General features: G+C 64.8%; 19 protein-coding genes. 7 read left to right on the top strand and 12 right to left on the bottom strand.

Going from position 1 to position 13,333, the window contains the following annotated elements:
- A partial coding sequence (locus IC50_RS31660) for a CHC2 zinc finger domain-containing protein (protein ID WP_244429686.1) occupies positions 1–280 on the bottom strand: 280 nt, incomplete at its 3' end.
- A 203-nt stretch (positions 281–483) separates the two neighbouring features.
- On the opposite strand from IC50_RS31660, the gene IC50_RS31655 reads away from it, so the two are divergent.
- Positions 484–1,047, top strand: a complete 564-nt coding sequence (locus tag IC50_RS31655; protein ID WP_035714537.1) for a chlorite dismutase family protein — start codon at positions 484–486, stop codon at positions 1,045–1,047.
- Positions 1,048–1,145: 98 nt separating this feature from the next.
- On the opposite strand, the gene IC50_RS31650 is transcribed toward IC50_RS31655, so the two are convergent.
- Positions 1,146–1,544 carry a gamma-glutamylcyclotransferase family protein gene (locus IC50_RS31650; RefSeq protein WP_035714535.1) on the bottom strand — a complete coding sequence of 133 codons (399 nt, stop codon included), beginning with the start codon at positions 1,542–1,544 and terminating at the stop codon, positions 1,146–1,148.
- Positions 1,545–1,619: 75 nt separating this feature from the next.
- On the opposite strand from IC50_RS31650, the gene IC50_RS31645 reads away from it, so the two are divergent.
- Positions 1,620–2,423, top strand: coding sequence for an N-formylglutamate amidohydrolase (locus IC50_RS31645; protein WP_035714531.1), 804 nt, complete (start codon positions 1,620–1,622; stop codon positions 2,421–2,423).
- Positions 2,424–2,426: 3 nt separating this feature from the next.
- On the opposite strand, the gene IC50_RS31640 is transcribed toward IC50_RS31645, so the two are convergent.
- Positions 2,427–3,047: a LysE family translocator gene (locus IC50_RS31640; RefSeq protein ID WP_081492563.1), complete on the bottom strand. Its 621-nt coding sequence runs from the start codon at positions 3,045–3,047 to the stop codon at positions 2,427–2,429.
- A 129-nt stretch (positions 3,048–3,176) separates the two neighbouring features.
- Here IC50_RS31640 and IC50_RS31635 point away from each other — a divergent pair, with 129 nt between their 5' ends.
- Genes IC50_RS31635 through IC50_RS31625 form a run of 3 tightly spaced genes read left to right on the top strand, consistent with a single transcriptional unit; the run spans position 3,177 to position 4,463 of the window.
- Positions 3,177–3,491, top strand: a complete 315-nt coding sequence (locus IC50_RS31635) for an ArsR/SmtB family transcription factor (RefSeq protein WP_035714529.1) — start codon at positions 3,177–3,179, stop codon at positions 3,489–3,491.
- Positions 3,484–3,954, top strand: coding sequence for an SRPBCC family protein (locus tag IC50_RS31630; RefSeq protein WP_035714524.1), 471 nt, complete (start codon positions 3,484–3,486; stop codon positions 3,952–3,954). Before IC50_RS31635 ends, IC50_RS31630 begins: the two co-directional genes overlap by 8 nt.
- Complete coding sequence (locus tag IC50_RS31625) at positions 3,951–4,463, top strand: SRPBCC family protein (RefSeq protein ID WP_035714522.1); 513 nt, start codon at positions 3,951–3,953, stop codon at positions 4,461–4,463. Before IC50_RS31630 ends, IC50_RS31625 begins: the two co-directional genes overlap by 4 nt.
- A 37-nt stretch (positions 4,464–4,500) precedes the next feature.
- Here the strand turns inward: IC50_RS31625 and IC50_RS31620 are convergent, their stop codons facing one another.
- The 8 genes from IC50_RS31620 to IC50_RS31585 form a co-directional block, all read right to left on the bottom strand.
- A complete protein-coding gene (locus tag IC50_RS31620; RefSeq protein WP_035714519.1) occupies positions 4,501–5,280 on the bottom strand; it encodes a DUF2189 domain-containing protein in 780 nt (259 codons plus the stop codon).
- Between the two features lie 130 nt (positions 5,281–5,410).
- On the bottom strand, positions 5,411–5,854 hold the full coding sequence (locus IC50_RS31615; RefSeq protein WP_035714516.1) for a hypothetical protein: 444 nt from the start codon (positions 5,852–5,854) through the stop codon (positions 5,411–5,413).
- Between the two features lie 2 nt (positions 5,855–5,856).
- Positions 5,857–6,225 (bottom strand): nuclear transport factor 2 family protein, encoded by a 369-nt coding sequence (locus IC50_RS31610; RefSeq protein ID WP_035714512.1) that lies wholly within the window; start codon positions 6,223–6,225, stop codon positions 5,857–5,859.
- 81 nt (positions 6,226–6,306) lie between these two features.
- A complete protein-coding gene (locus IC50_RS31605) occupies positions 6,307–6,774 on the bottom strand; it encodes a MarR family transcriptional regulator (RefSeq protein WP_035714510.1) in 468 nt (155 codons plus the stop codon).
- Between the two features lie 26 nt (positions 6,775–6,800).
- On the bottom strand, positions 6,801–8,411 hold the full coding sequence (locus IC50_RS31600; protein ID WP_035714507.1) for an acyl-CoA synthetase: 1,611 nt from the start codon (positions 8,409–8,411) through the stop codon (positions 6,801–6,803).
- A gap of 124 nt (positions 8,412–8,535) precedes the next feature.
- Positions 8,536–9,672, bottom strand: coding sequence for an epoxide hydrolase family protein (locus IC50_RS31595; RefSeq protein ID WP_035714504.1), 1,137 nt, complete (start codon positions 9,670–9,672; stop codon positions 8,536–8,538).
- Between the two features lie 148 nt (positions 9,673–9,820).
- Entirely contained in the window at positions 9,821–10,276 is a 456-nt protein-coding gene (locus IC50_RS31590) for a GatB/YqeY domain-containing protein (RefSeq protein WP_035714501.1), read from the bottom strand.
- A 33-nt stretch (positions 10,277–10,309) separates the two neighbouring features.
- Positions 10,310–11,038, bottom strand: a complete 729-nt coding sequence (locus tag IC50_RS31585; RefSeq protein ID WP_035714499.1) for an alpha/beta fold hydrolase — start codon at positions 11,036–11,038, stop codon at positions 10,310–10,312.
- Between the two features lie 146 nt (positions 11,039–11,184).
- Between IC50_RS31585 and carA the strand changes: the two genes are divergently transcribed.
- Positions 11,185–12,375, top strand: a complete 1,191-nt coding sequence (gene carA / locus IC50_RS31580) for a glutamine-hydrolyzing carbamoyl-phosphate synthase small subunit (protein ID WP_035714496.1) — start codon at positions 11,185–11,187, stop codon at positions 12,373–12,375.
- Positions 12,376–12,412: 37 nt separating this feature from the next.
- Here the strand turns inward: carA and IC50_RS31575 are convergent, their stop codons facing one another.
- A complete protein-coding gene (locus tag IC50_RS31575; protein ID WP_035714494.1) occupies positions 12,413–12,628 on the bottom strand; it encodes a hypothetical protein in 216 nt (71 codons plus the stop codon).
- Between the two features lie 145 nt (positions 12,629–12,773).
- Between IC50_RS31575 and IC50_RS31570 the strand changes: the two genes are divergently transcribed.
- Positions 12,774–13,295, top strand: a complete 522-nt coding sequence (locus tag IC50_RS31570) for a hypothetical protein (RefSeq protein WP_035714492.1) — start codon at positions 12,774–12,776, stop codon at positions 13,293–13,295.
- The last annotated feature ends 38 nt before the right edge of the window (positions 13,296–13,333 follow it).

Here is a 13,333-nt window from a genome sequence, read left to right as displayed (position 1 = left end):
GCAGGCCCGCCATGCTGGCGAGCCGCTCGACGGCCTCGGCGAACGGCAAGCCATCGGTCTCCATCACGAAGGTGATGATGTCGCCGTGCTTGCCGGAGGAGAAGTCGTGGTAAAAACCCTTCTGGTCATTGACGTAGAAGGACGGCGTCTTCTCCTGCTGGAACGGCGACAGCCCCTTCCACTCCCTCCCCGCCTTCTTCAGCTTGACGCGCTTGCCCACGACTTCGGAGACCGAAAGCCGGGCGCGAAGCTCGTCGAGGAACTGGGGCGTGAAGCGCATGGGGGTGTGTCTAGCGCGAAACCGGGTGAGTCGGGCGAAGGATCAGGGATATAGGTGCAGGCTGGCCAGAAGTCAGGTTTGTCGGGCTTATACGCGCTGTTCACAGCCTGCCTTCCTCCCGGTCATTCCGGGGCGCCCGCAGGGCGAACCCGGAATGACCGGAAAAGCTTGAACCGCGCGCGGTTCCACGCTTCCATACCCCCATGTTCAGGACCTTTCGAGGCGGCCAGACCGGGGGCTGGCGTGTGACCTCGATTTCGCCCGTGGCGGGCGAGCCCCTGCCCTTCGTGCCGGCGCTGTCGGTCACCGACAGCGAAGCCGTCTCGTTGCCGCTGGTGCCCTCGCGCAATGCGTGGCGGCTGGTGGGTGTCGCGAGCAGCTTGCGCTACACAGAGCGGCCCGAGAAGCAGCAGCTCGTGGCCGCGCAGGCTGGTCTCGGCCGGCTGGAGGCAACGAGCGCCGCGCTGATTCCGATCCGCAAGTCGCAGGCCTGGTGGGAGCTGACCCAGGAAGAGCGCCGCAGGATCTTCGAGGACAAGTCGCATCACATTGCGAGCAGCCTGCGCTTCCTGCCTGCGATTGCGCGCCAGCTCTATCACTGCCGCGACCTCGGCGGCCCTTTCGACTTCCTGACCTGGTTCGAATTCGCCCCCGCGCATGCCGCGCTGTTCGAGGAGCTGGTGGCGATGCTCAGGGGCACCGAGGAGTGGACCTATGTCGAGCGCGAGGTCGACGTGCGCCTGGTGAAGGAAGTGCTGTCGGCTTAGAGCCTTTCCCGTTCCGATGGAATCGGAACGGGGCTCTAGACTCTTGTTTTGACGCGTGTTCTTGACGCGAACCGGTGTCCACTTCGCTCGAAAACGCTCTAGTGCTCCAGGAAACGGCCGGACTCGATGCGCGGCAGGCCCGTAACCGGCCAATTGTAGACGTAGGTCCACGCCTTCTCCGTGGCGTCGCCAGGCAGCGTCACGTCGACCAGCTGGCGCAGATATTCGGTCGGCTCTGGAAAGCCTTCGCCGCAGGCCTCGTACATGTCGAGCTCGCGCAGGAGCTCGTCCGGCACGTGCAGGCGAAAGAGCTCGCCATGGACGAGGTCCGTCGACGCGTCGGAGAGCAGCAATCCCGGATAGTGCTTCACCAGAACGAGCCGGCCGCGGCAGGTCGCTTCCCCCAGAAATTCCGCATGGCCCGCGAGCAGCCGCGCCATCGGATGGTCGAAGCCACGCATCAGGGTGCCGTAGACGAAGAGGCGATCGGAGGTCATGGTGCTCTGACGTTGCGGCGTCGGTGCGATGCCGCTACTCCGTTTACACACGTTATCGTTTCATAGGCAATCAGGATGGACCTGCACACAGCCGAGGCGACCGATCAACTGCTCGGCGAGGGCGACATTCCGCCCGTGCATGAGGTGAATGCGGCAGGGACATCGCCCTTCCTGCTCACCGCGGATCATTACGGGCGGGTGCTGCCCCGCGCGCTCGGCGATCTCGGCGTCGCTGAAAGCGAGCTTGTCAGGCACATCGCCTGGGACATCGGCATCGCCGGCGTCGCCGAGCGGCTCGCCACGATGCTCGACGCGCATCTGGTCGCGCAGCGCTATTCGCGCCTCGTGATCGACTGCAACCGCCCGCCTGCGGCGGCAAGCTCGATCCCCGTGATCTCAGAGGCGACCGCCATCCCCGGCAACGAGAATCTGTCGGCCGCGGCCAAGGAGATGCGCCGGCGCGAGATCTTCGATCCCTATCACGGCCGGATCGGGCGCGGCATCGATGCGCGCGTGCAGGCGGGCGAGCCGACGGTGCTGGTGGCGCTGCACAGCTTCACGCCCGTCTATCACCGCGATCCGCGGCCCTGGCACATCGGCACGCTCTATCACCGCGACACGGTGCTGCCGCGGCTGATGCTGCGGCACCTGCGCAAGGAGAGCGACCTCGTCGTCGGCGACAACCAGCCTTACGCGGTGAGCGACACCACCGACTACACCATCCCCGTCCACGGCGAGGCGCGCGGGCTGATCAACACCGGCATCGAAATCCGCCAGGACCTGATCACCGACGAGACCGGCCAGCAACAATGGGCCGAGCGGCTGGCGCGGATCCTTCGCGAGATCGAAGCTGAGCTGCGCAAGGATGGAAATGCTTGATGCTCACTTCGCCCGTGTAAGCGCCAGCCAGATGCCGCCGCCGATCATGAAGCCGCCGGAGATGCGCGACATCATCCGCGTGCGGCGGGCCGAGAAGAACTTTCGGGCGCGCCCGGCGGCGACGGCATAGAGCGCATCCGTCATCACCGCGGTGACCATGAAGGTGGCGCCCAAGAGCGCGACTTGCGGAAAATGCGGCCGGTTCATGTCCATGAACTGCGGGATGAAGGCGCCGAAGAACACCAGCACCTTCGGGTTCGACAGCAGCACCAGGAAGCCCTGCAGGAAGAAGCCGCCGCGCGGCGGCGGTGGCGGCGCCTCGAGATCGACGCCCGCGACCGGCGCCCAGATCAGCTTGATCCCGAGCCAGACCAGATAAGCGGCGCCGGCAAAGCGCACCCAGTCGAACCAGTAGCCCATGGTCGCCATCAGCGAGGTGAGGCCGACCGCGACGATGCCGATCACGATGGCAAGGCCGGCCTGCGCGCCGGCAACGTTGGTGAGCGCCGCGCGCGTGCCGTGGCGCAGCCCGTTGGCGATGACGAGAGTGACGATCGGCCCCGGCAGCAGCGCCAGCGCAATGCAGGCGGCGACGAAGGCGAGATAGGCTTGCATGGACATCATGGGGAGGACTCGCTGCGGTTTGCGCGCATTAATGCATGGCGGAGACGGGAACGGAAGACGGTGCCGCATGCGCTGTTCCAGCAAAGCTGGACTTGACACGCAACCATTTGGTTGCCTATTATCGCTGCCATGGATGAGGTCTTCAAAGCGCTCGCCGATGCGTCACGACGCTCGCTATTGGACAGGCTTCACGCCAGGAATGGCCAGACGCTGAACGAGCTCTGCGAGGGACTTGCGATGACACGGCAGGCCGTGACCAAGCACCTTGTCATTCTCGAAGACGCCAACCTGGTCACCACCATCAGGCACGGGCGCGAGAAGCTGCACTACCTCAACCCGGTGCCGATTCACCAGATCGGCGAACGCTGGATCCGGAAATTCGAGCGCGGCAAGCTCGCCGCACTCGGCGAGTTGAAACGCCAGTTGGAGAAGCGCGATGAGTAAGCCGCAATTCGTCTACGTGAGCTATATCGAGACCACTCCGGAAAAGCTGTGGGAGGCGCTGACGTCGAGCGAGTTCACCAGGCAGTACTGGTTCGGCGCCGAAGTGAAATCGAACTGGAAGGTCGGCTCCCCCTTCGCGCTCACGCTCGACGGCGAGATCACCGATTCCGGCGAGATCTTGGAGGCCGATCCGCCGCGACGGCTGTCCTACAGCTTCAAGCACCAGAAGTACGAGGAGCTTCGCGGCGAGCCGATCTCGCGCGTCGTCTTCACGCTCGAGCCTTTCGGCTCGCTCGTGCGATTGACCGTGCTGCATGACGGCTTCGTCGAGGGCGGCAAATATCTCGGCGCCGTCTCCAATGGCTGGCCGGCGATCCTGTCCGGACTCAAGAGTCTCCTGGAGACTGGCAAAGTCCTCGCCATTCCCCGCGCGGCCCTCAACAAGGGATTCGACGCAAAATGAACCTCGATCAGTTCAGGCCGCTTACGGTTTACACCATCTACATCGCCTCGACGCCGGACAAGGTATGGGAGGCGCTGACCTCGGCCGCGTTCAGCAAGCAGTATTTCTTCGGCAACGCCGTGGAGGTCGAGCCTCGCCTTGGCGGCGCGTTCATCGTGCGCACGCCTGATGGCGCGCTGCACATCAGCGGCGAGGTTCTCGCCTACGATCCGCCGCGGAAGCTCTCGGTCACGTTCAACGTGAACTGGCCCGAGCTGGTCGAAAAGCTCGGCCCGACTCTCGTCACCTACGAGATCGAACAGGTCGGCGATGCGGTCCGGCTCACCATGAGCGAAGGCCACGACCGCCCGCTCAGTGACGACATCCTTGCAGGCGGGCGCTCCGGCTGGCCGGCGATCCTATCCAGCCTCAAGAGCCTGCTTGAGACGGGCAAGCCGCTGGTCGTCAAGCTCGGCCCGCCGCAGCGGATGCTCGACGCGCTGCAGGCGATCGGGATCAAGACGCCGTAGCCGCGACACGGTCGTGCCGGCGAAGGCCGGGACGACGTCAGATTTGCGGAACCGGCGCCACCAAGCGCCGATAAAGGTGCCAGGTCGCATGCCCAAGGACCGGCAGCGTCACGATCAGCCCGAGAAAGTAGGGCAGCGCCGAGACGATCAGCAGCATCACGATCACGGCGGCCCACGAGATCATCGGCACCGGGCTCGCGACGACGGCGCGCACGCTCGTCACCATGGCCGTGACGAAGTCAACCTCCCGGTCGAGCAGCAGCGGGAACGAGACGACGGTCAGCGAGAACAGGATCAGCGACAGCACGGCGCCGACTGCATTGCCGATGCCGAGGAACAGCAGGCCCTCGTTGGTGGTCAGCACCACCGTCATGAATTCCTGCAGGCTCGAGAACGAGGCATTGAGGCCGAGCAGCAGCGCGATCAGGAGCCGCACCTGGTACATCCAGACCACGAACATGAACAGCGTGACGAAGGCCATCCAGCCGATCTCGCTGCGCGAACGGATTGCCGACCAGATCGCACCGAATGAGACCGGCTCGCCGCGCTCGCGGCGGCGGCTGACCTCGTAGAGGGCGATCGCCACGAACGGCCCGATCAGCGCAAAACCGGCGGCAAGGGGATAGACGAGATAGACCATGCCGAAGGCGGTGAGACAGAGCATGATGGCGATGCCGCCGGCGGCGTAGAGCGCGCCGAAGCAGAGACCGTAAAGAGGCAGCGCCTGGAAATCGCGCAGGCCTTCGACCAGCGCCTCGGCGATGTCGGTCGCCGCCACGGGACGCACCACCGGATCGACCTTGCCCGAGATGGACATCAGCTTCCTCCCTCACGCGATCTTCGCCGCGCGTTGTCGGGGCCGATGTTAGCTCGCTCTTTCAATCCTTGCACCAGGAGTTGAGCGGTCAGGAGATACCGCTATCGCTCAGCCTGGAGCATCGCGCTGGTCAGGCACGCGACACCAAAAGGAGCGCAACGCCGAGATTGGCCGCGAACAGGGCCGCGTCGATGACGAAGATCCGGAGCATCGGGCCCTTCAACACCGGCCAGTAGGCCACCCCGACGCGGCCTCCGCGCATCAGGACCGGGACGTTGTAGACGAACTGGCTGAAATGGCAGGCGGCGAAGAACAGGAACAGCGCGAGCTGCGCTTCGGTCGGCTGGAAGAAGGACGGACGGGCGGCCAGAAGATAGAGCGACAGCAGCCCGATCGGCAAATTCATTCCGCCCAGGAACGCCACGCTGGCCGCAAGGGTCGGCGCGATCGGATTGCTGCGCTCTTCCCGCGGCAGCAGGATCTTCAGCGTGTTGGCTTGTGCGATGCTGAACTGGATAAAGGCACCGACGAACCAGAGCGTGTTGAGAAGCAGGATGAAATCCGAAAGACGCATGGCTATTTTCCGTAAAAGGCTTCGCTGCGCACGACGCGTCCCGTTTCGTCAAAATCCATGAACTCGCTGGCGCGCGTATCGCCCAGCTGCCACCACACCGTCAGTCGCGCGATGGTGTCGTCCCAGCTCCAGCTCAGGATCTTCAGGTCGGCGCTTTCGATGTGACCATAGGCCCTCCGCCAGTAGGCGCGGATGTTCTCGGTGCCGGCGACGGTCGGAGAACCGGTCAGTGTGAGAGCGAGAGGGCTGCGCATCTGCGCGTTGTCGGCGAAATGCGCGACGACCGCGTCGATATCGACCCTGCACCAATTCGCGCACCACGCCGCGACAAAGCGTTCGGCGGTCGCCCGATTCATTGCCTGTCCGCTCATGACACGGATCCTCCCTGGCTCGTGGCCGGGAAGGTGACAAAGCTCGCCCCTCATGTCAACCATGTTGACTTGAGATCTCCGTCAGTTGTTGTCGGCGATCGCCCCCATCACGCCCATCCAACCGGCCGCACCCGACGCGCCCGCGCGATCGAACGCTTCGCGCAGCACCTTGCGCTCGTGGTCGGAGGCCCGCTGCTCGATGCGTCGCCCCGCTTCCGTCAGGCGCAGCAGTTTCGAGCGGTGCTGCTCGGGCGAGCGCTTCGAGGTCAGAAGCTTGCGCTCCAAGAGCAGATTGAGCGGCCGGTTGACGGCCTGCTTGGAGATGCCGAGGATCTCGATCAGCGCGCCGATCGCAATGTCGGGCCGGCGCGCCACCACGTAGAGGATACGATGATGCGGACGCGACAGGCCCTGCTTGGCGAGATAGTCGTCGGCCTCCAGCGTCATCCCGCGCCAGCCATAATACATGAGCTCCAGCGCCGCATCCAGATCGTGCAGCTTGTCGAGTGAAGCGCGGTGGAGTCCCGCGGCTCGAGACGCCTTTGCCATTGCAGGAAGCTAGCCCTTGTAAGATGTCAGCCTTTGGCCCGCAGCTCGCGCCGCAGCACCTTGCCGGTCGCCGTCATCGGCAGCGTCTCGGCGAACTCCACGAAGCGCGGGTATTCGTGGGCTGCGAGCTGCACCTTGACGAACTCCTGGATCTCGCGCGCCAGCGCATCGCTGCCGGCAAAGCCCGGACGCAGCACGATCCAGGCCTTGATCGATTCGGTGCGGATCGGATCGGGAATGCCGACCACCGCCGCCATCGCCACCGACGGATGCTTCATCAGCGTGTGCTCGATCTCGGAGGGACCGACGCGATAGCCGGCGGTGGTGATGACGTCGTCCTCGCGGCTGACATACCAGAAATAGCCGTCCTCGTCCTGCACGCCGAGATCGCCGGTCAGCAGGAACTCGCCGGCATATTTCTTCGCCGTCGCCTCCGGATTGCGCCAGTATTCGAGCATGGTGACGGGACAAGGCTGGCGCACGCCGATGATGCCGCGCTGTCCCCGCGGCAATTCCTCGCCCTTGTCGTTGACGATGCGGACGTCGAAGCCCGGCGTCGCCCTGCCCATCGAACCCGGGCGGATCGGAAAGAGATTCGAGTTGCTGCCGATCACGAGGTTGCACTCGGTCTGGCCAAATACTTCGTGGGCATCAATGCCGAAGGTCTCGCGCACCCAGCCGAGCAGTTCGCCACCGAGCGATTCGCCGCCCGTAAATATGCTGCGCAGCTTGACGCCGGGATGCTTCACGCCGGCCTGCCGCATCAGCTTCAGCGCCGTCGGCGGCAGGAAGACGTTGCGCACGCCGAGATCGGCCATCATCTGCATCGCCGCCTGCGGCTCGAACTTTCGCGCGCGGTGACCGACCAGCGGAATACCGTGATACCAGAATGCGAACAGACCGTTGATGAGCCCGCCGATCCAGGCCCAGTCCGCCGGCGTCCACATGAGATCGCCGGGGCGCGGCAGGAAGTTGTGACACATCTCGACGTTGGGGAGATGACCGAGCACGACGCGGTGCGCATGCAGCGCCCCCTTCGGGTTGCCCGTGGTGCCCGAGGTGTAGATGATCAGCGCGGGATCATCGCACGAGGTGTCGACGGTCGCGAAGTCCTCGGATGCGGCTTCGATCGCTGACCAGAACGGCTTTGCGCCGGCGTGGACGGCGCTGCTCGTGACATAGATGTCCTGCAAATAGGGCAACCGATCGCGGATCTTCGTAAGCTTCTCCCAGCCCGCCTCATCGGTGATGATGGCCCTTGCTTGCGAATTCGACAGGCGAAACTCCAGCGCGTCCTCGCCGAACAGCGCGAACAGCGGGATCGAGATCAGGCCGGAGCGGAACGCTGCCATATGCGCGATCGGCAATTCCAGCGATTGCGACAGGAATACCGCGACGCGGTCACCCCGCACGAGCCCGTCCGCCTTCAGCACATTGGCAAAGCGGCGCGACATCTCGGCGACCTCGTCGAAGGAGGTGCGGCTGGTGGCGCCGTTGTCGTCGACATAGATCAGCGCGAGCCGCCCCGTTCCGTCGGCATGGCGATCGCAGCACGCCTCCGCCATGTTGAAGCGCGCCGGGATGTCCCAACGGAAATTGCGGTAGAGCTCGTCGTAGGTTGCGGCTTCGGTGAGCATGCGCTTGGTCGTCTTCCCGGTGTCTTGTTGTTACTGCGCAGTCTAGAGCCGCAAATGCGCGGGACAAGCCCCACGACGTCATTCTGGGGCGCCCGCAGGGCGAGTCCGGAATGACGGCGGAGGCTCACCGCACCGTCACGAAGAATTTCCTGACCTCGCGCACGAACAGCTCCGGCTGCTCGAAGGCAGCGAAATGCCCGCCCTTCTCCATCTCGCTCCAGTGGGTGATGACCGGGAAGTTCGGCTCCATCCAGCGCCGCACCGGGGTGATGATCTCCTTGGGGAACACGGCGACGCCCGTGGGCACCTTCACCATCGGCGTGGTGCGGCGCTTGCCAAAGCTCTCCCAATAGAGCCGCGCCGAGGAGGTCGCCGTCTGCGTCGCCCAATAGAGCATGACGTTGTCGAGCAGCTCGTCTCTGCTGAAGATGTTTTCGGGGTGCCCATTGCAATCGGTCCAGGCCCAGAATTTTTCCAGGATCCAGGCCGCCTGCCCGCTCGGGGAATCCGTGAGGCCATAGCCGAGCGTCTGCGGGCGCGTCGATTGCTGCTTGGAATAGCCGGAGTCGAGATCGACATAGTGCTTGAGGCCGGCCAGCGCGCGCGTCTCGTCCGCCGCCGGCTCGCCCTCGATGCGCGGCGGCGAGTTGAAGGACAACGTGATGTGGATGCCGGCGCAGTGCTCGGCATCCTGCGCGCCGAGAGAGCTCGTCACCGCCGAGCCCCAGTCGCCGCCCTGCGCGCCGTAGCGCACATAGCCGAGCCGCTGCATCAGCTTCGCCCAGGTCGCGGCGATGCGGTCGACGCCCCAGCCGGTCGCCTTGGGTTTGGCCGAGAAGCCGAACCCCGGCAGCGAGGGACAGACGACATGAAACGCATCCGCGGGATTGCCGCCATGCGCAACGGGGTCGGTCAGCGGCGCGATCACCTTCTGGAATTCGACGATCGAGCCGGGCCAGCCATGGGTGATGATCAGCGGCAGCGCGGACGGCTCCTTCGAGCGGGCGTGGATGAAGTGGATGTCGAGCCGGTCGATCTCGGTGGTGAACTGCGCGAACCGGTTGAGCTTCGCCTCGCGCACCCGCCAGTCGTAGTCATTCGCCCAGTAGGCGCAGATCTCGCGGATCCATTTCAGCGGCGCGCCCTGGCTCCAGTCGTCGACCAGCTCCGCCTCCGGCCAGCGCGTGCGGGCGAGACGCGATTTGAGGTCGGTGAGGATGTCGTCGCTGATGGCGATGCGAAACGGTTTGATGGCGGTCATCGTGCCTCCCCTTGTTCTTTTTTGTCATTCCGGGGCGCGCAAAGCGCGAACCCGGAATCCATTGATCAACAGAGTTGGCGACACGATGGATTCTCTGATGCGCAATTGCGCATCATAGCTCGTGCTCCGCACGCCCCGGAATGACGGCCTAGCCCGACAGCGCGGCCTTCACCAAGCCGGACGCCTTGCCAAAGTCCATCTGGCCCGCGTATTTCGCGCGCAGCATGGCGATCACCTTGCCCATGTCCTTCATGCCGGCGGCACCGGTCTCGGCGATCGCATCCGCGATCGCCTTCTTCACCTCGTCATCCGACATCTGCTTCGGCAGATACGCCGAGATCACCGCGATCTCCTCGCGCTCCTGCGCTGCGAGCTCGGCGCGGCCGCCCTTGTCATAGAGCTCGACCGCCTCCTGGCGCTGCTTGATCATCTTCTGCAGCACGGCGAGGATGTCGGAGTCCGACAACGGCGGCTTGCCGCTGCCGCGAGCGTCGATGTCGGCGTTCTTGATGGTCGAGTTGACCATGCGCAGCGTGGACAGCTTGCGCTCGTCCTTGGCCTTCATGGCCTCCTTGACCGCATTGTTGATGTCGTCGCGCAGCATGGTCGTGATCCCCTCGAATATACAGCGCCTGATCTAGGCCGTTCGCGCCCCTGAGACAACCTCGCTTCCGAGCCATTCGGTGAGTGCCCGCACGGTCGCTTCCGGCTGCTCGGCTTGGGGCAGGTGCCCGCAGCGATCGAGGATCACGAGCCTTGCGCCGACGATGCCCTCGGCCATCTCCTTCGAGAGCGCATTCGGGATGGTGTTGTCGGCATCGCCCGTCAGCACCAATGTCGGGCACTTGATGGCTGAAAGCGTCGGGCGCGAATCCACCCGGGCGATGATCGCGGTCTGCTGCCGCAGATAGCCGTCGATACCGACGTCCTCATCCTGCGCATGCACCAGCTTGAGAAGCTCAGCATCGTCGCGCCGGGACGGATGCACGAGTTCCGGAAAGCTTTCCTCGCGGATGGCACGGAGCTCGCCGCGCCTCGCCCGCTCCATCAAGCCCAGGCGACGCGCGGTCGCCTCCGGCGTGTCGGGCCGCGCCTGGGTGTTGATCAAGGCAAGCCTTGCCACCCGCTCGGGCGCCTGGCGCATGATCTCGAGCGCGATGTAGCCGCCCATGGAATGGCCAGCGAGGGCGAAGCGCGGCGGCGCCTCGGCGAGGATACGGCGGGCGATCGCCGCGATGCTGTCGTCGCGGATGTGGTTGGCGATCATCACGGGGCCAGAGCGCCATAGCGCCGGGATGACAGGGGCGTAGATCCGGGCCGAGGAGGCCAGCCCCGGAACCAGCAGAATCGGGGTGGTCTGGTCCATTATTGCCTCGTGAGCCCAGGAAATTGCCGGAAATTGTGCGGCCAAGCTTAAGTACCCGAGACGGGCTGTCAAATATGCAAAAACGCATGTGAATCGGCCCTTCTCCGCTTTGACGGCGGCGTCTGCGGGGATTATGAAGCGCGCTCATGACACAACATGACAACGATCCCGCATGGCCGGACCACAAACCGACCGCGCTCCTCGTGCTTGCCGACGGCACGGTGCTCGAGGGCTTCGGTCTCGGCGCCGAAGGCCACGCCGTCGGTGAAGTCTGCTTCAACACCGCGATGACCGGTTACGAGGAGATCCTCACCGATCCCTCCTATGCCGGGCAGCTCATCACCTTCACCTTCCCGCATATCGGCAATGTCGGCACCAACGAGGACGACATCGAAACGGTCAACATGGCCGCGACGCCAGGCGCGCGCGGCGTGATCCTGCGCACCGCGATCACCGATCCCTCGAACTATCGTGCCACCAAGCATCTCGACGCCTGGCTGAAGGCGCGCGGCATCATCGGCCTCTCCGGCATCGACACCCGCGCGCTGACCGCGCTGATCCGCTCCAAGGGCATGCCCAACGCGGTGATCGCGCATTCCAGGACCGGCGAGTTCGACTTGCATGGCCTGAAGGAAGAAGCGCGCGAATGGCCGGGCCTCGAGGGCATGGACCTGGTGCCGATGGTCACCTCCGGCCAGCGCTTCACCTGGGACGAGACGCCGTGGCTGTGGGACCAGGGCTTCGGCCGGCAGGACAAGCCGGAGTTCAATGTCGTCGCCATCGACTACGGCATCAAGCGCAACATCCTGCGCCTGCTCGCCGGCGTCGGCTGCAAGGTGACGGTGGTGCCGGCGACGACTTCGTCCGAAGATATCCTGGCAATGAAGCCGGATGGCGTGTTCCTGTCCAACGGTCCGGGCGATCCGGCCGCGACCGGCAAATATGCCGTGCCTGTGATCCGGGACGTGATCAAGTCCGGCACGCCGACCTTCGGGATCTGCCTCGGCCACCAGATGCTGGGCCTCGCCGTCGGCGCCAGAACCAAGAAGATGCATCAGGGCCATCACGGCGCCAATCATCCGGTGAAGGACGAGACCACCGGCAAGGTCGAGATCACCTCGATGAACCACGGCTTTGCCGTCGACGAGACGACGCTGCCGAAGGGCGCGACGCAGACCCACATCTCGCTGTTCGACGGCTCCAATTGCGGCATCCAGCTCGACGGCAAGCCGGTGTTCTCGGTGCAATACCACCCCGAGGCCTCACCCGGGCCGCGGGACTCGCACTACCTGTTCAAGCGGTTCGCCGATTTGATGCGGCAGAAGAAGAGCGCATAAGCGACCACTCGGCGGACGAGTCCGCCGGGGCCGGCCCTCACGGACGCATGAACATGAAGTCCGTGTCGGGATCGCAGTTCTCGGCGATGAAGCGCAGCTCCGCCTGGATGTCGGCGACTGACCTCGTCTCCAGATATTTCGAGATCACCAGATTGAGCAATGCCCGGCAGACGGCTTCGTGCCCGAGCCCGGCTGTTTCCGCCTCGTCGATGGCCGCCGAGAAATGTCGCTGCGCAACGTCGGATGCGTGCATGACGTTCCCTCTCCTTCGCTTTGATTTGCGTGCCCGCCAATGGCCGCCTACGCCTTGATCTCGGTCAAGCCGGCGTATGGAGTGTCGTTTGGAACAAGAGGGCTTGAGCCCTCTTGATTCCGGTCGGTTGCCAGTGGGAGCCCCCATGTCCGTCGTCCGCGACAATGCCGAGCCGCTCGCCATCGTGTTCGAGGACGATGGCCTCGTGCCGAACAACATCCTCCCGTTCCTGGTCTACCAGGGCGCGGTAAGGCTCGATCCGAAGCATCCGGAAGCGACCATCGAAGACCTGTTCGAAGGGAACGGCTGGGGCGGCACTTGGCGCAACGGCGTCTACGATTATCTGCATTATCACGCGACGGTGCATGAGGTACTCGGCGTCGCGCGCGGCAGCGCCCGCGTCCGTTTCGGCGGCGACCGCGGCCGGGAGCTGGACCTCAAGGCCAGCGACGTCGCGATCCTGCCCGCCGGCACAGGGCATCAATGCATCAAGGCGAGCGGTGATTTCTGCGTGATCGGGGCCTATCCGCCCGGCGCAAAAATGGAGATCACGCGGGCGACGCCGGAGAACCATGCGGAAGCGCTGAAGACGATTCCGCAAGTTGCGCTGCCGCCGGCCGATCCCGTTACCGGAAAGCATGGGGCGTTGATGAGGCTGTGGCGGTAGCGACAAGCGCGGTGCCGTAGGGTGGGTTAGTCTTACTG

This window comes from Bradyrhizobium genomosp. I (2014) (assembly GCF_000261685.1).
Lineage (GTDB): Bacteria > Pseudomonadota > Alphaproteobacteria > Rhizobiales > Xanthobacteraceae > Bradyrhizobium.
The sequence above is the reverse complement of the archived record's forward strand: the minus strand, read 5'-3'. Positions and strand labels throughout refer to the sequence as shown.